This window comes from Rhizobacter sp. Root1238, assembly GCF_001425825.1.
In the GTDB taxonomy this organism is placed as follows: domain Bacteria; phylum Pseudomonadota; class Gammaproteobacteria; order Burkholderiales; family Burkholderiaceae_C; genus Rhizobacter.
Window position 1 is genome coordinate 244801 of the sequence record NZ_LMDM01000023.1, and the last position, 17118, is coordinate 261918.

Genomic DNA, 17118 nt, shown 5'->3' on the forward strand with positions numbered 1-17118 from the left:
GAACTGTGGCGGTGCGGCGCCGCCGGCGACACCGCGATGCGACGAGGGGCTCGCCGCGGTCGCGAAGCGTCGCCGGCGCGACGCGAACGGCCGGCCTCAGCCTGTCATCAAGGCACCAGCGGTCCCAACTGCTTCGCGAACGGGTAGCCCTGCAGCGCGTCGTTGTTGATCTGCCAGTCGAAGGCGCCGCGCACCTTCGGGTAGCGTGCCTTGATCTGCGTCCACACGCTGACCGCCGTCTCGATGGTCTCGTAGTTGTACGCCTGCGGGTCGACGCCGAAGCCGATCACCACGTGCTCCGGACCGAGCAGCGTCATCCACAGGTCCACGTTCGGCAATATCCAGTTCGGGTCCGCGAGGTTCGGGCCGTCGTAGTACTGCGGGGCACAGTAGTCCAGCGCGCCGGCGTCCAGCATCGCCTTGCAGAAGGCCTGGTCGACCTGGTTCCACGGGGCCGGCGGCGCCGAGATGATGAAGCCGGGGTGGCGGCGCTTCAACTCCTTCGCTATCCAGATCATCTCGCCGGTGTCGGGCGACTGCGAACCCTCGAAGGTGTTGAAGTCCAGTCCGTCGAAGCCCTGCCACTGCGTGTACAGCGCATCGATGCTGTCGACGAAGGTGGTCGATCTGGCGCGGTCGGGGAAGGACATGCCGAAGCCGGCCCCACCAACCGACAGGATGATCTTTCGCTTCTGCACGCTGCGCGCGTACTGCATGTCCTCGACCCAGTGCGTCCAGGCGCCGTTGCCGTCGGCCGGGGCCTGCCAGCGCACGTTGCCCGAGGTGTCGCCACCCGGCGGCGTCGCGGCGAACAGGTAGACGAGGTTGAAGTGCGGATCGATGTCGCGCAGCCGGATCGGCGAGCCGACCCACCAGGGGTAGTAGCCGCCGACGATGGCACTCGCTGCAGGCGCGGGCGCCGGTGCGGGAGAGGGCGCCGGAGCCGGTGCGGGAGCCGGCGCAGGGGCCGGTGCCGGAGCAGGGGCGGGCGAAGGCGCCGGTGCGTTCCCACAGGGCCCGTCGGTCACCCACGGCTGCCCGCTGCCCGGCGGCCCGCTGTGCGGGTTCGGGTTCTCGTCGATCGTGCGGTAGGCCGCGGTGTAGTTGGTCAGGTTCTGGCTGACGTGGCTGCCGCCAGCGTACGAGGTGCTGCGGTCCCACGCAGGTGCGCACACCGGGTTCGCGGCTGCCGCGGCGCCGGCGGCGAAGATCGCGCTGGCCGCGAGTACCAGGTCGAAGACGCGCGAACGTTGGAGGGAGGTCGAACTCATCGTTTTCCTTTCAAACTGCAAAAGCGGTTGTCGGAAAAGCACGAGTCACGACATCGACTGCGGCAGCGCCATGACCCATGCTCAGGGCCGAGAAAGCGGACTGCCTTTCGATCGGAAACTGATCGTATAACCATTTAAATACCAATAAGTTCCAATTGGCTACCACGTGCAACGGCAGCGTCGCGGACGCAGCGTGGGGCACGCCGCGTCCGCCGTCGCTCAGGTGAGCGGACCGCTCAGAAGCTGACGCGCACGCCGGTCTTCACCGACCGCCCCGGCAACGGCGACAGGTCCCGCACCGTCTGCACCGTCGACGCGCTGTACGCCAGTTTGTCGCCCAGGTTGCCGAGCTTCAGGAACCACAGCGCATCGCTGGTGCCGATCGCGAAATGCCGCGCCAGCGACGCGTTGACGATCGTGTAGCCGTCGGTCGACACGTCGGTGGACGGTACGCGGTTCTGCTTCGCCGCGCTGTCCACCTCCAGGCGCGCGCTCCACGGCCCGCTGTCGACATCCAGCCCCACCAACGTGCGCAGCGGTGCCACGCGCGGCAGCGCCTCGCCGGTGTCGAGGTTGGTCGCACGCGTGTAGTCGAGCTTGCCGTCCAGCCCCAGCGTCCAGCCGTCCTGCCGCAGCAGGCGGTGCTTGCCGTTGATCTCGATGCCGTTCAGCCGCGCCCGCACCGCGCGGAACGCGTACTCGGGGAACGATTCCGGGCCGTCATCGCCCTCGGCCTCGATCTGCTGGCCGGTTGCCTCCAGCGAGATGAAGCGCGAGAAGCGCGTGCTGAACGCGCCCAGGCGCAGTTCGTTGCCGTCGTCCTTCCATGCGAGCGCCACGTCGATGTTGTTGCCGCGTTCCACGCCAAGGTTCACGTCGCCGCGCTCGAACGCGCCGGTCGCCGCATGCACGCCGTTCGCATACAGCTCGAACGAGGTCGGCGCGCGCTCGGTGTAGCTCAGCGAGCCGCTCAGCGACCAGGTCGGCGTCAGCTTGTAGACGTTCGCGAGCGACGCGCTGCGCACCGGGAAACTGCGCGCATCCGCCGCACCGAACTTCGGCTCGGCCGCATCAGCGGCGTCGCCGTCCGACGTGATCCGCGCATGCTCCACGCGCAACCCGGCGGTCAGCGTGCCGCCGCTCCAGGCCAGGTCCTCCAGCGCGAACAGCGCCTGCCGCTTCGTGCGCGTGCTGGGCACGAACGCTTCATCGCCGAGTGCCGAGAAATCGAAGTCCTCGACCTGCAGCCCGACCACGCCCTGCACCGGCCCGATCGCCGCATGCGTGGCTTCCACCCGCAGTTCGTCGCCCGAGGTCTTGAAGGTGGTGCCGACCGCGCCGGTGCCGGTGTCGACTTCCTGGTGCTGGTAGCGCGTGTGGTTGAAGCTCGCGCGCAGCCCGGTGAATGGGCCGTCGAGCCGCTTCACTTCGCCGGCCAGGCCGACGTGGTCGCGTTTCATGTCGATGTCGACGTCCGGCTCGGCAACCGCGCCGTAGGTGCTGCGGTAGGTGTCGACCGACAGCCCCACGTAGCCCTGGTCGAAGAACACCGAGCCGCCGACCGAGCCGCCATGCGTGTCGCTGGCCGATGCCCGCACGCGCTTCGTCTCCGGCTGGTCCTCGCCGTCGGCGCGCGGCGTGAAGCTCGGCACGTGCAGGTCCGAGGTCTTGCGGCCGAAGGTGTCCACATGCAGCCCGAACTGGCCGTTGCCGGTCTCCAGCAACGCCGCGCCGCCGCGCTCGGCATCGGCACCGCCCACACGCACTTCGGCCGAGCCGCCCAGCCCGGTGATCGGGCTCGACGGGATGCGGTTGTCCAGCGTGTTGACGACCCCGCCGACCGCGCTGCCGCCATACAGCAGCGCACCCGGGCCGCGCAGCACCTCGATGCGGTCGGCGATCAGCGGATCGATCGGCACCGCATGGTCGAAGCTCAGGCTCGACGCATCGAGCGAGCCGCCGGCATTGCTGAGCATGCGCACGCGGTCGCCGTCGAGTCCACGGATCACCGGCCGGTTCGCGTTCGGGCCGAAGTACGTCGACGACACGCCGGGCGTGCCGTTCAGCGTCTCGCCGATCGAGCTGCCGCGGCGCAGCGTCAGTTCATCGCCGGTCAGCACCGAGACCGGCACGGCGACTTCGCTGCGGCCGAGCGGGTTGCCGGTGATCACGACCGTGTCGAGCCGGGTGGGGGCGCTGGCCGCGGCAGCGGGAGCGAGGGCCGCCGCCGGGGCTGCGGATGCCGCCGGGGTGGAGGCGTCCGGACTGGACTGCGCGAACGCGGCAGACGAGAAGGCGAGGGAGATGGCCACGGACACGGCGTGGCGCTTCGAGACGAGCGAATTCATGGGGAAACTTCCGGCAAAGCTGATGAAGCCGGGGCCGGCGTGCGCATGCGCAGCCGGGCCCGGTGACGAACCTCGAGAGGCGGATCAGCTCAGGGAAGGGGGCCCTCGGGCGAGGAAGCCCGAGGATTGCGCGGCGATGTGCCAGCCGCTGTGCAGCGCCACCGGCGTCTGCGTGAACTCGACGGCGGCGAAGGCCGGCGTTGCGCCGTGCATGGCGTCGCCATGGCTCAACTGGTCGTAGACGTCGCAATCGCCGCCGTGCTGGTGGCCGGCGAACAGCTTGGCCACCCAGCCGGAATCGGCCGCCTTCGCCACCGTGGCGGTCGACACCGTGCCTGGCGCGTGCCGCATGTGCGCGATCCCGTGCATCAGCCCCAGCGCCTGCGCGAGCACGAGCGACACGAGCAGCACGACCGCGAAGGCGATGCGGCGCGAGGCACGGGTGAGGGCGATGGGATGGGACAGCATGGGAGGGCGCGAAGGCCGCGAGCATAGCAAACGGTGACAAATCCGCCCGCCGGCCCGGCGATGACCGTGTGGCAAACTCCGCCGCTTTCGTGCTCTACAGGCCTCTGGCAGGCCCCCTCGTTTTGGACAAGATTCTTCTGCAGATCGCCGCCGAGCTGAAGGTTCGGCCGGTGCAAGTGAACGCCGCGGTGCAACTGCTGGACGGCGGGGCCACGGTGCCCTTCATCGCCCGCTACCGCAAGGAAGCCACCGACAACCTCGACGACATCCAGCTGCGCGAGCTCGAATCCCGCCTGGCGTACCTGCGCGAGCTCGAAGACCGCCGCGAGGCCGTGCTGAAGAGCATCGACGAGCAGGGCAAGCTGACACCCGCGCTGCGGGCCGCGATCGAGGCCGCGCCGACCAAGCAGGAGCTCGAAGACCTCTACCTGCCGTTCAAGCCGCGCCGCCGCACCAAGGGCATGATCGCCCGCGAGGCCGGGCTGGAGCCGCTGGCCGACAAGCTGTTCGCCGACCCGTCGCTCGACCCGGCCACCGAAGCGGTCGCCTTCATCAACGCCGAAGGCGGTTTTGCCGATGCACTCGCGGTGCTCGACGGCGTGCGCGACCTGCTCAGCGAGCGCTGGGCCGAAGACGCCGCGCTGGTCGGCAAGCTGCGCAGCTGGCTGTGGGACGAAGGCCTGCTGCGTTCGAAGCTGATGGACGGCAAGGACGTCAACCACCCGGACGTCTCCAAGTTCCGCGACTACTTCGAATACGACGAGCCGATCAACCGCGTGCCGTCGCACCGCGCGCTCGCGGTGTTCCGCGGCCGCACGCTCGAGTTCCTCGATGCGAAGCTGGTGCTCGATGAAGAGGTCGTGCCCGGCCAGCCGACGATCGCCGAAGGCCGCATTGCGGTGCACCTCGGCTGGAGCCACAAGAAGCGCCCCGCCGACGACCTGATCCGCAAGACCATCGGCTGGACCTGGAAGGTCAAGCTCAGCCTGAGCCTGGAGCGCGACCTGTTCAGCCGGCTGCGCGAAGAGGCCGAGAAGGTCGCGATCAAGGTGTTCGCCGAGAACCTGCGCGACCTGCTGCTGGCCGCACCGGCCGGCCCACGCGTCGTGATGGGGCTGGACCCCGGCATCCGCACCGGCGTGAAGGTCGCGGTGGTCGACGCGACCGGCAAGGTGCTGGACACCCACACCGTCTACCCGCACGAGCCGCGCAACGACTGGGAAGGCTCGCTGCACACGCTGGGCCGGCTGTGCGCGACGCACGGCGTCAACCTGATCGCGATCGGCAACGGCACCGCCAGCCGCGAGACCGACAAGCTCGCGTCCGACCTGATCAAGCGCATCCAGCAGCTCGCCCCGGGCACCCACATCGAGAAGGTGGTGGTCAGCGAGGCCGGCGCGTCGGTCTACTCCGCCAGCGAATACGCGAGCAAGGAATTGCCCGACCTCGACGTCAGCCTGCGCGGTGCGGTCAGCATCGCGCGGCGCCTGCAGGACCCGCTCGCCGAGCTGGTGAAGATCGAGCCGAAGAGCATCGGTGTCGGCCAGTACCAGCACGACGTGAACCAGAGCGAGCTGGCGCGCAGCCTCGACACGGTGATCGAAGACTGCGTGAACTCGGTCGGCGTCGACCTGAACACCGCGTCGGCACCGCTGCTGTCGCGCGTGTCGGGCCTGAGCAGCGCGGTGGCCGCGAGCATCGTGCGCTGGCGCGATGCGAACGGCGCGTTCCGCAACCGCCAGCAGTTGCTGGACGTCAGCGGGCTCGGCGCGAAGACCTTCGAGCAGAGTGCCGGCTTCCTGCGCATCCGCGGCGGCGACAACCCGCTCGACCAGTCGGGCGTGCACCCGGAAACCTACCCGGTGGTCGAGAAGATCATGGCCGCGGTCAACAAGCCGGCGGCCGAGGTGATGGGCCGCAGCGACGTGATCCGCGCGCTGAAGCCCGAGGCCTTCGCCAGCGACAAGTTCGGCGCGATCACGGTGAAGGACATCTTCGCCGAGCTGGAGAAGCCGGGCCGCGACCCGCGGCCGGACTTCAAGGTGGCGCGTTTCAACGACGGCGTCGAGGACCTGAAGGACCTGCAGCCGGGCATGACGCTCGAAGGCACCGTCAGCAACGTCGCGCAGTTCGGCGCCTTCATCGACCTGGGCGTGCACCAGGACGGGCTGGTGCATGTGAGCCAGTTGAGCAACAAGTTCGTCAACGATGCGCGCGAGGTCGTGAAGACCGGCGATATCGTCAAGGTCAAGGTGCTCGAGGTCGACCTGGCGCGCAAGCGCATCTCGCTGACGATGAAACTCGATGCGGTGGTCGCACCGCGCGGCGAGCGCCAGGGCGACAACAGTTTCCGGCCGGCGGGGCGGGGCGAGCGCAGCGGCGGCGGTGGTGGCGGAGGTGGTCACCGCGCACCGCAGCAGCAAGCCTCGTCGCAGCAATCCGCGATGGCGGCTGCCTTTGCGAAGCTGCAAGGCAAGGGCTGAGCCGCGGCCGGCGAATCAGGGCACCATGCGCGATCTGACGCTTCAGACACTTCACTGAGGAACCCAGCGATGAACACACGCCTTCGACCTCTCGCGCTCGCCCTGATGCTCGGCAGCGCCGCGCTGCTCGGCGCCTGCGCCCACGCGCCCGGCCCGAGCGCCACGGCGACCCTGCTGCCCACCACCGGCAATGCCGCGGTCGGCGTCGTCACCTTCCAGATGGTCGGCGATCGGGTGCTCGTCAAGGGCAAGGTGCGCGGCCTGAAGCCGAACCAGGACCACGGCTTCCATGCGCACGAGAAGGGCGATTGCTCCAGCGGCGACGGCATGAGCGCCGGCGGCCACTTCAACCCGACCGGCAAGCCGCACGGCTCTCCGCTGGGTGACCACCATGCAGGCGACATGCCGGCGATCACCGCCGATGCGAACGGCGTCGCCGACTTCGAGTTCATGCTGAGCGACGTGACCATCGGCTCCGGCCCGACCGACCTGGTCGGCCACGGCCTGATCGTGCATGCGAGCCAGGACGACTACGCGACGCAGCCGACCGGCAACTCCGGCGCCCGCATCGCCTGCGGCGTCATCAAGAGAGACCCGCACTGACCGCAGCCCGGATGCCGATCCGGGTTTCACCGCCGAACGACGCCCGATGAAAGCCCTGCTCGTCGCTGCCGGCCCGAAAGCGCGCGAACACCTGCGCCGCGACGGCCTGCGCCCGCTCGACGTGCGCGCGATCCCGGCAGCGGCCGGCGGTCCCAAGGGCCTGGCGCTGAACCACCTCGACCGCTTCCTGTTCGGCGACTGGTTGCCGCGCAGCGACCACACGGTGCATCTGCTCGGCGCGTCGATCGGCGCGTGGCGCATGGCGACCGGCTGCCTCGACGACCCGGCGCGCGAACTGGCGCAGATGGCCGCCGACTACATCGGCCAGCACTACGAGCACGCACCCGGCAAGCAGCCGGCCGCGACCCATGTGAGCCAGGTGTTCGCCGACAACCTCGTGCGCCAGTTCGGCGCGCGCGAGGCACAGGTGCTGCAACATCGGCGCTTCCGGCTGCATGTGTTCACCAGCCGCGGCCGGCATGTGCTGGGCCGGCAGGGACGGCTGCGCACGCCCGTCGGCTACCTGGGCGCGTTCGCGGCCAATGCGCTGAGCCGCCGTGCGATGGGGGGCTGGCTGGAGCGCGTGGTGTTCTCCGATCCGCGCGATGCGTTGCCGCTGTCGCTCACCGACTACCGCACGCACACGGCCGCGCTCGACGCGTCGAACCTGCGCGCGAGCATCCTCGCGAGCTGCTCGATCCCGTTCTGGCTCGACGCGGTGCACGACATTCCCGGCGGACCCGCCGGCGCCTACTGGGACGGCGGCATCACCGACTACCACCTGCACCTCGACTACGCGTCGATGCACGACGGGCTCGCGCTGTATCCGCACTTCCAGAAGACGGTGGTGCCGGGCTGGCTCGACAAGGGCTTCAAGCGCCGCCACCGCGCCAGCGCGAAGCTCGACAAGCTGATCGTGCTGTACCCGAACCCGGCGTGGATCGCGACGCTGCCGAACGGCAAGCTGCCCGACCGGGCCGACTTCAAGGCCTGGGGCGACGACGTGGCCGGGCGGCAGGCCGCCTGGACCCGCGCGGTGCACGAAAGCGAACGCCTGCGTGACGATTTCGAGAAATGGCTGGATCGCCCCCAGGCCGATCCGCTGTAGGACGTTGTACCGGGCGGGAAACCCGGCCCGGAAACGCCACCGCGCTCCCCTAAAATTCGGCCGATGCGCGACCTGCCGTTGTCCTCTCCGCCGCTTCCCCTGTCGTCCCCGCTGCAGTTCCGTCGCGCCTTCGAATCGACCGACACGGCGCCGGCGCTCGACCGCCGCCTCCACACCGCCGACGAGCCGCGCGACATCGCCTCGCCCGCGCTGCTGTACCCCGCGGGCCCCGTCACCGAGACCTGGAGCGTGCCCGGCACGCTGCGCGAGCAGCGCCGCGGCATCGCGCGTTTCGCGAGCGACGGCCACTGGCTGATGGGCACGCTGTGCATCGACGACGCGGCGCTGCCCGGCGGCATCGGCGCCGCGGCGCGGCAGGTCTACGACGCGCTGTTCCAACTGCTGCACGACGAAGGCTTCCCGCACCTGCTGCGGCTGTGGAACTACGTGGCCGACATCAACGGCAACGATGCCGGCGGCGACCCGCTGGAGCGCTACCGGCAGTTCAACATCGGCCGCCAGGATGCCTTCCTGGCCGCGCGGCGCAGCGCCTTCGACGGCGCGCCGGCCGCCTGCGCGCTGGGCACCACGCGCGGTCCGCTGACAGTGCACTTCCTCGCGGGGCGCGAGGCGCCGCGGGCGGTCGAGAACCCGCGCCAGGTCAGCGCCTACCGCTACCCGTCGCAATACGGCCCGCGCGCGCCGACCTTCTCGCGCGGTGCGCTGGCATCGATCGGCGGCGGGCGCGAGGCGCTGTTCCTGTCGGGCACCGCCAGCATCGTCGGGCACCAGACGCTGCACCCGGGCGACGTGGCCCGGCAGACCGAGGAGACGCTCGCCAACGTGGCCGCGGTGGTCGATGCGGCCAATGCGCTGAGCACGATCGGGCCGCGAGCGCACCGCGTCGACACGCTGGCCTGCACCGTCTACGTCCGCCATGCGCAGGACCTGCCGACCGTGCGCGAGGTGCTGGCGCGGCGGCTCGGTGCCGACGCGCCGGCGCTGCGCAACGCGATCTACCTGCGCGCCGACGTGTGCCGTGCCGACCTGCTGGTCGAGATCGAAGCGCATGGCATCGCGTCGGCAGCAGCGCTGTCGCCCCCATGATCCGGCGCGCCTGGCAGCTCGCGTGTTTCTACCTGCTGCTGCTCGGGTTGGGCCTGGCGTCGCTGGGCTGGAACCTGGTCGCCGCATTGATGCTGCCGGTGGTGCCGCGCCGGCGCGCGCAGGCGATCGGCCGGCACGTGGTCGCGAGTTCGTACCGCGTGTTCTGGAACCTGGCGGCCGGCTTCGGGCTGATGGAGGTCGACAGCCAGTCGCTCGACCGGCTCAATGACGGCGCGACCGGGCTGGTCGTGGTGGCCAACCACCCGAGCATGGTCGATGCGCTGCTGATCGTCGCGCGGCTGCGGCGCGGCGTGTGCATCATGAAGGGCGACCTGATGCGCAACGTGTTCCTCGGGGCCGGCGCGCGGATTGCGCGCTACATCCCGAACGATTCGCCGCGCACGATGCTGCGGCACGCGATCGCGAACCTGCGCGAAGGCGCGCAGCTGGTGATGTTTCCCGAAGGCACGCGCACCGAGGCCGGCGCGATGCTGAACCGCTTCCGCCCGGGCGTGACGGCGATCGCGCACAAGGCCGGCGTGCCGATCCAGACGGTGTTCATCGAGACCGATTCGCCGTACCTGCGCAAGGGCTGGCCGATCTGGCGCGTGCCGCCGTTCCCGATGGCGTTCACGTTGCGGCTGGGCGAGCGCTTCGAGCCGCGCGACGGGGCGGCGCTGCCGCTGGACGAGCTGGAGGCCTATTTTCGCAATGAGCTGTGCAAGAAGGAACTGGCCTTGAAAGAGCGGACGTGAACGCAATCCGGCAGGCGGTGCTGATCCCGAGCTACGACACCGGCGCGACGGTGTACGACACCGTGCGTGCGGCACGCGCGCAGTGGTCGCCGGTGTGGGTGGTGGTCGACGGCAGCACCGACGGCACCGCCGAAGGGCTGCAGCGGATGGCCGAGGCCGATGCGCAGCTGCACGTGATCGTGCTGCCGCACAACCAGGGCAAGGGTGCGGCGGTGCTGACCGGACTGAAGGCGGCGCAGGCCGCGGGCTTCACGCACGTGCTGACGATGGATTCGGACGGGCAGCACCCGGCCGGGCTGATCCCGCAGTTCATGGCGACCTCGCAGCAGCACCCCGATGCGATGGTGCTGGGCAAGCCGGTGTTCGACGCGTCGGCGCCGCTGCTGCGCGTGCGCGGGCGGCGCATCTCGAACGGCTGGACCGACCTGGAGACGCTGGGCGCCGGCATCGGCGATTCGCTGTACGGCTTCCGCGTGTACCCGATCGAGCCGCTGATCGCGGTGATGCGCCGCCAGCCGTGGATGCGGCGCTTCGATTTCGACACCGAAGCGGTGGTGCGGCTCGCATGGCGCGGCGTCGCGCCGATCAACCTGCCGGCGCCGGTGAAGTACCTGACGGCGGAGGAGGGCGGCGTCTCGCACTTCCGGTATGTGCGCGACAACGTGCTGCTGACGTGGATGCATGCGCGGCTGATGCTGGAGTTCCTGCTGCGGCTGCCGGTGCTGGCCTGGCGGCGCGTGAGGCGATTGCCGCCGTTCCAGTACCGCGGCTAGCAAGTCCGGACCGCAGGTCCGATATCAAGATGACGGGTAGCCCGCAGGGGCCGAGGAGGAGAAATGGTGGGAGGAGAAATGGTGACGTGCATGTTCCCGATGCGGCAGCTGGCCGCGGTGCTGTTGTCCGCGTGTGCGCTGGCCGCATGCGGCGGAGGTGGCAGCGGTGACACGTCGGAGGGCGCCGGCGGCGTGGTCGTGCCGGCGGCGGATGCGTATTTCCCGTTGTCGATCGGCAGCACCTGGGGTTACCGGCGAACGACGGTGGTCCAGGGCAGCCAGCAGACAGCGGATGTGACGGCGCGCATCACCGGCAGCCAGGAGGTCGACGGTATGCAGGGCGCTCGCCTGCAGACGCTGATCGAGACGGCCGGCTCGAGTGGCCCCGATGTCGCTGACGAGAACATCTATGCGCGCTCGGTCACCGGCATCCGCGTCTTCGAGGGCGACCCCACGGATCGGGTCTCCACCGCATTCAATGGGACCTACGTGATGGTGCTGCCGGCTGTGGCGGGCGACAGCTATCCGCAGTACGAGGTCTCCGTCGACAGTGGCATCGACTACGACGCCGACGGCATCCACGACGAGGTGGGCGAGAGCTCGCGGCTGCTGGTGGTCGGCTACGAGGACCTGGCTCTTCCGGCCGGCAGCTTCGCCAAGTGCCTGCACCAGCGCCAGACGGTGCGCCGGACGTTCCATCTCAGCGGTTCAGGCCAGCAGGTGAACGACTACGTGATCGACACCTGGTACGCGCCCGGCGTCGGTCGGGTCAGGAGCGTGCTGCAGGGCAGCGACGCGAGCATCACCGACGAATTGATGACCTACCAGATCAGCCCGGCGCGGTCGTGACGGGTTCGTGCCTCAAGAAATGACTGACGATTTACGACGCGCTCAGGTACAGGCCGAGCATCACCACCGCGCCGCCCGCAAGCGCGCCTGGCGTTGGCACTTCGCCGAGCATCGCGAGCGCGAACAGCGCCGCGAACACCGGCTCCGCCAGTTCAAGCGTCTGCACGCGACCGGGTGAAAGGTGCTGGATCGCGCGTGTCGTGCAGACGAAGCCGAGCACCGTCGGGAAGACCGCCAGCAGCACGAGCAGCAGCAGAGCGGTGGCGCTCCAGTGCGCCTGGGCCAGGTTGTCCGGCTGCACGGTGACGCCCAGGTACAGGCTGCCGAAGAACAGCAACCGCGTCGTCAGCGCGAAACCGCCTTGCAGGCCGAGCTTCTTCACGAGCACCGAGAAGATGCCGTAACCGGTGCCGGCGATGGCAGCCAGCAGCAGGCCCTGCAGGTCGCCACCAAGGCTCGCGCCGCAGATCAGAGCGACCCCTGCCACGGCCACCAGCAGGCCGAGGACCTGCCGGCGCCGCGGCCGGTCGCCCAGCACCGGCCAGCCCAGTGCCATCGCCGAGAACGCCGCGCAGGCCATCAGCATCACGACGACGTTGGCCGCAGTCTGGTGCGCATAAGCGGCCGTCTCGAAGTGGAACAGCACGAAGATGCCGAAGAACGCGCAGGCGCCAGCCTGCCACCAATGGCCACGCAGCTGCCGAGGGGCTTGCACGAGCACGATGGCCAGCAGGATCACGAAGCCGATGACGGTCTTGAGCCCCGCGATGCTGCTCGGCGCGAAGCCGAGCGCGACGAGTGTCTTGGTCAGCACGCCGATGCTGGCATTGAGGGCGGCGGCTGCGAGGGCATAGAGCACGCCTTTGGGGTGATCGGTCATGCGGCTGGACGTGCGTGCAGCAGGGTGTTCAGCACTCCACGATGTTCACCGCCAACCCACCCCGCGCCGTTTCCTTGTACTTCGTCATCATGTCCGCGCCGGTGTCGCGCATCGTCTTGATGACCTTGTCGAGGCTCACGTGGTGCGTGCCGTCGCCGCGCATCGCCATGCGCGCCGCGTTGATCGCCTTCACCGACGCGATCGCGTTGCGCTCGATGCACGGGATCTGCACCAGTCCGCCGACCGGGTCGCAGGTGAGGCCCAGGTGGTGCTCCATGCCGATCTCGGCGGCGTTCTCCACCTGCTCCGGCGTGCCGCCCAGCACCGCGCACAGCGCGCCCGCCGCCATCGAGCACGCGACGCCGACCTCGCCCTGGCAGCCGACCTCGGCGCCGCTGATCGACGCGTTCTCCTTGTAGAGGATGCCGATCGCCGCGGCCGTCAGCAGGAAGTCGACGATGCCGGCCGGCGTGGCGCCTGCGACGAAGCGCGCGTAGTAGTGCAGCACCGCCGGCACGATGCCGGCCGCGCCGTTGGTCGGTGCCGTCACGACGCGCCCGCCGGCCGCGTTCTCTTCGTTGACGGCCAGCGCATACAGGTTCACCCAGTCCAGCACCTGCAGCGGGTCGCGCAGCGCCGCCTCCGGGTTCGACGACAGCTGCCGGTGCAGGTCGGCCGCGCGCCGGCGCACCTTGAAGCCGCCAGGCAGCACGCCATCGGTGCGCGAGCCGCGCGCAACGCAGTCCTGCATCACCTGCCAGATGTGCAGCAGCCCGGCGTCGATCTCTTCATCGCTGCGCCAGTGCCGCTCGTTGCGCCGCATGATCTGCGCGATGCTGCAGCGCTCGCGTGCGGCGATCGCCAGCAGGTCGGCGCCCGAATGGAAGGGCAGCGGCAGCACCGTGGTGTCCGGCGCCAGCACCTTCTGCTTGCTGCCGTCGGCCGCCAGCTCCTCGCTGACGACGAAGCCGCCGCCCACCGAGTACCAGGTGCGCGCCGTGAGTTCGGCCCCGTCGCCGTCGAACGCGATGAAGCGCATGCCGTTCGCATGGAAGGGCAGCGTCTGGCGGCGGTAGAAGACGAGGTCGGTCTTCTCGTTGAAGGCCACCGCGTGCTCGCCGAGCAGCTTCAGTTGCTTGCCGCCGCGGATCGCATCGAGGTGCGCAGGGATCGCGTCCGGATCGACGCGGTCGGGCTCATGCCCGGCCAGCCCGAGCAGCACCGCCTTGTCGGTGCCGTGCCCCTTGCCGGTGGCGCCGAGCGAGCCGTACAGCTCGGCCTGCACGCGCTGCGTGCGGCCGAGCAGGCCGTCGTGCTGCAGCCGCAGCGCGAAGAGGCGCGCGGCCCGCATCGGCCCGACGGTGTGGGAGCTCGACGGACCGATGCCGATCTTGAACAGGTCGAAGACCGACACGGCCATCAAGGTGCTCCTTTCACTCCGTTCGACCTGAGCGTGGCCGGCAGGCCTTCGACAAGCTCAGTCCGAACGGGCGCTTTGCCATCTTCGGTTTGCCTGCCGTCAATAGTCCGTCAACGGCGGGCAGCTGCAGAACAGGTTGCGGTCGCCATACACGTTGTCGACTCGGCCGACCGGCGACCAGTACTTCTGCCGCTTCAGGCTCTTGACCGGGAACGCCGCTTCTTCGCGCGAATACGCATGCGGCCACTCGGTCTTCATCAGCGCGCCGGTGGTGTGCGGCGCGGCCTTCAGCGGGTTGTCGTCCTGCGGCCACTGCCCTTGCTCGACCTTGCGGATCTCGTCGCGGATCGCGATCATCGCGTCGCAGAAGCGGTCCAGCTCGACCAGCGGCTCGCTCTCGGTCGGCTCGACCATCAGCGTGCCGGCCACCGGGAAGCTCAGCGTCGGCGCATGGAAGCCGTAGTCGATCAGGCGCTTGGCCACATCTTCGGCGCTGATGCCCGAGGTCTCCTTCAGCGGGCGCAGGTCGAGGATGCACTCGTGCGCCACGCCGCCACCCTTCACGCCGGCGATGTTGCCGCTGTAGTGGATGTCGTAGTGGTCGGCCAGCCGCGCCGCCACGTAGTTGGCGCTCAGGATCGCGGTCTCGGTCGCGGCCTGCAGACCCTGCGAGCCCATCATCCGCACGTACATCCAGCTGATCGGCAGCACCGCCGCATTGCCCAGCGGCGCGGCCGAGACGGCGCCCACCTGCTGCTCAGTGCCGATGCCGGCCGCGCGGTGCGCCGGCAGGAACGGCACCAGGTCGGCCGCGACGCACACCGGGCCGACGCCCGGCCCGCCGCCGCCGTGCGGGATGCAGAAGGTCTTGTGCAGGTTCAGGTGGCTGACATCGCCGCCGAACTCGCCCGGCGCGGCAATGCCGACCAGCGCGTTCATGTTCGCGCCATCCACGTACACCCGGCCGCCGTGCTGGTGCACCAGCGCGCACAGCTCCTTCACACGCGTCTCGAACACGCCGTAGGTCGACGGGTAGGTGATCATCACGCACGCGAGGTTCGCGCTGTGCTGCTCGCAGCGGGCCTTCAGGTCGGCGAGGTCGACGTTGCCGTCGGCATCGCACTTCGTGACGACCACCTGCATCCCCACCATCTGCGCACTGGCCGGGTTGGTGCCGTGCGCCGATTCGGGGATCAGGCAGATGTTGCGGTGGCCCTCGCCACGCGACTTGTGGAAGGCCTTGATCACCAGCAGCCCGGCGTACTCACCCTGCGAGCCGGCATTGGGCTGCAGGCTGATGCCGGCATAGCCGGTGGCCTGGCACAGCCAGTCGCGCAGTTGCTGGTCGAGCAATGCGTAGCCGGCCAGCTGGTCGCGCGGGGCGAACGGGTGGATGTTGGCGAACTCCGGCCAGGTGATCGGGATCATCTCGCTGGTGGCGTTGAGCTTCATCGTGCACGAGCCGAGCGGGATCATGCTGCGGTCGAGCGCAAGGTCCTTGTCGGACAGGCTGCGGATGTAGCGCAGCATCTCGGTCTCGCTGTGGTGCGTGTTGAACACCGGGTGCGACAGGAACGCGCTGCGGCGCGCCAGCTCGGCCGGCACCAGCGCGGCCACGCCCTTCTCGCTGCGCGACCACAGCGCGGCGGTGTCCAGCGGCTTGGCCGGCACGATGCGCAGCAGCGCGTCGATGTCGCCGCGCGTGGTGGTCTCGTCGAGCGAGATACCGACGCTCGTCGCCGACGCGCGGCGCAGGTTGAAGCCCGATTCGCGCGCGGCCTGCAGCACGGCATCGGTGCGGGCGGCGGTCTGCACCTCGAGCGTGTCGAACGCGCTCTCGTGCGCCAGCGTGCAGCCGGCTTCCTTCAGCCCGGCCGCCAGCACCGCGGTGTAGCTGGCGACGCGCCCGGCGATGCGCTTCAGGCCTTGCGGGCCGTGGTACACGGCGTACATGCTGGCGATCACCGCCGGCAGCACCTGGGCGGTGCAGATGTTCGACGTGGCCTTCTCGCGGCGGATGTGCTGCTCGCGCGTCTGCAGCGCGAGGCGGTAGGCCGGGTTGCCGTGCACGTCGACGCTGACGCCGACCAGCCGGCCCGGCATCGAGCGCTTGAACTCGTCCTTCGTCGCCATGTAGGCGGCGTGCGGGCCGCCGTTGCCCATCGGCATGCCGAAGCGCTGGGTGTTGCCGACCGCGATGTCGGCCCCCATCTCGCCGGGCGGCGTGATCAGCGTCAGCGCCAGCAGGTCGGCGGCGACGATGGCCAGGCCGCCGGCCGCATGCAGCGCGGCGATCACCGGGGCCAGGTCCTGCACGACGCCGTTGACGCCGGGGTACTGGAACAGCGCGGCGAAGGCCTGCGCCTTCGCGGCTTCCGCGGCCGGGCCGGTGACGACCGTCAGGCCGAGCGGCTCGGCGCGCGTGCGCACCACTTCGAGCGTCTGCGGCAGCACGTCGTCGGCGACGAAGAAGGTGGTGCTCTTGCTCTTGCCGACGCGCAACGCGAGCGTCATCGCCTCGGCCGCGGCGGTGGCTTCGTCGAGCATCGACGAGCCGGCGATGGCCAGCCCGGTCAGCTCGCAGACCATGGTCTGGAAGTTGACGAGTGCTTCCATGCGGCCCTGCGAGATCTCGGCCTGGTAGGGCGTGTACGCGGTGTACCAGGCCGGGTTCTCGAGGATGTTGCGCAGGATGACGCCCGGCGTGAGGGTGCCGTGGTAGCCCTGGCCGATGAAGCTCTTCAGCACCTGGTTGCGCGCGGCGATGCCCTTCAGTTCGGCCAGCGCCTGCGCCTCGGTCAGCGCGGCCGGCAGCTGCATCGGCGCCGGGCGGGCGATCGCGCGCGGCACGATCGCGTCGATCAGCGCGCGGCGCGACGCGGCACCGATCGCCGACAGCATCAGCGTTTCGTCCTCGGCCTCGATGCCGATGTGGCGGGCGACGAATTCGGTGGGGTTCTCGAGGGCGCCCAAAGGCGTGGCGGCGGACATCAGCATGGCAGTTCCGGATGAAGAGAGGTTGGGCAAGTCGTCGCCCGGATGTCGATCCGGGA

13 protein-coding genes are annotated in these 17118 nt (G+C 69.8%); 7 read left to right on the forward strand and 6 right to left on the reverse strand.

Annotation, left to right across the window (positions count from 1 at the left end):
- Positions 1-107 precede the first annotated feature (107 nt).
- From ASC98_RS17880 to ASC98_RS17890, 3 genes are all read right to left on the reverse strand, one after another.
- The gene (locus ASC98_RS17880) at positions 108-1271 is read right to left on the reverse strand and encodes a glycosyl hydrolase family 18 protein (RefSeq protein ID WP_056810994.1); all 1164 of its coding nucleotides are present in this window, start codon (positions 1269-1271) and stop codon (positions 108-110) included.
- Between the two features lie 236 nt (positions 1272-1507).
- Positions 1508-3619 carry a TonB-dependent receptor gene (locus ASC98_RS17885; RefSeq protein WP_082541656.1) on the reverse strand — a complete coding sequence of 704 codons (2112 nt, stop codon included), beginning with the start codon at positions 3617-3619 and terminating at the stop codon, positions 1508-1510.
- 84 nt (positions 3620-3703) lie between these two features.
- Positions 3704-4087 carry a hypothetical protein gene (locus tag ASC98_RS17890; protein WP_056810992.1) on the reverse strand — a complete coding sequence of 128 codons (384 nt, stop codon included), beginning with the start codon at positions 4085-4087 and terminating at the stop codon, positions 3704-3706.
- A gap of 122 nt (positions 4088-4209) precedes the next feature.
- Between ASC98_RS17890 and ASC98_RS17895 the strand changes: the two genes are divergently transcribed.
- The 7 genes from ASC98_RS17895 (at position 4210) to ASC98_RS17925 (ending at position 11765) form a co-directional block, all read left to right on the forward strand.
- Positions 4210-6570 carry a Tex family protein gene (locus ASC98_RS17895; protein ID WP_056810989.1) on the forward strand — a complete coding sequence of 787 codons (2361 nt, stop codon included), beginning with the start codon at positions 4210-4212 and terminating at the stop codon, positions 6568-6570.
- A gap of 69 nt (positions 6571-6639) precedes the next feature.
- Positions 6640-7173, forward strand: a complete 534-nt coding sequence (locus tag ASC98_RS17900) for a superoxide dismutase family protein (RefSeq protein ID WP_056810986.1) — start codon at positions 6640-6642, stop codon at positions 7171-7173.
- A 46-nt stretch (positions 7174-7219) separates the two neighbouring features.
- Positions 7220-8281 (forward strand): hypothetical protein, encoded by a 1062-nt coding sequence (locus tag ASC98_RS17905; protein WP_056810983.1) that lies wholly within the window; start codon positions 7220-7222, stop codon positions 8279-8281.
- A 63-nt stretch (positions 8282-8344) separates the two neighbouring features.
- Positions 8345-9388, forward strand: a complete 1044-nt coding sequence (locus ASC98_RS17910; protein WP_056810980.1) for a hypothetical protein — start codon at positions 8345-8347, stop codon at positions 9386-9388.
- Positions 9385-10143, forward strand: a complete 759-nt coding sequence (locus tag ASC98_RS17915; RefSeq protein WP_056810976.1) for a lysophospholipid acyltransferase family protein — start codon at positions 9385-9387, stop codon at positions 10141-10143. The genes ASC98_RS17910 and ASC98_RS17915 overlap by 4 nt, the downstream gene beginning before the upstream one ends.
- On the forward strand, positions 10140-10916 hold the full coding sequence (locus ASC98_RS17920) for a glycosyltransferase family 2 protein (RefSeq protein ID WP_056810974.1): 777 nt from the start codon (positions 10140-10142) through the stop codon (positions 10914-10916). Before ASC98_RS17915 ends, ASC98_RS17920 begins: the two co-directional genes overlap by 4 nt.
- A gap of 90 nt (positions 10917-11006) precedes the next feature.
- Positions 11007-11765, forward strand: a complete 759-nt coding sequence (locus tag ASC98_RS17925; protein WP_157597726.1) for a hypothetical protein — start codon at positions 11007-11009, stop codon at positions 11763-11765.
- Between the two features lie 31 nt (positions 11766-11796).
- Here ASC98_RS17925 and ASC98_RS17930 read toward each other — a convergent pair whose 3' ends face one another.
- From ASC98_RS17930 to gcvP, 3 genes are all read right to left on the reverse strand, one after another.
- Positions 11797-12645: a DMT family transporter gene (locus tag ASC98_RS17930; RefSeq protein ID WP_056810969.1), complete on the reverse strand. Its 849-nt coding sequence runs from the start codon at positions 12643-12645 to the stop codon at positions 11797-11799.
- A gap of 28 nt (positions 12646-12673) precedes the next feature.
- Entirely contained in the window at positions 12674-14065 is a 1392-nt protein-coding gene (locus tag ASC98_RS17935; protein WP_056810966.1) for an L-serine ammonia-lyase, read from the reverse strand.
- 99 nt (positions 14066-14164) lie between these two features.
- Positions 14165-17062, reverse strand: a complete 2898-nt coding sequence (gene gcvP, locus ASC98_RS17940) for an aminomethyl-transferring glycine dehydrogenase (RefSeq protein ID WP_056820284.1) — start codon at positions 17060-17062, stop codon at positions 14165-14167.
- Positions 17063-17118 lie beyond the last annotated feature (56 nt).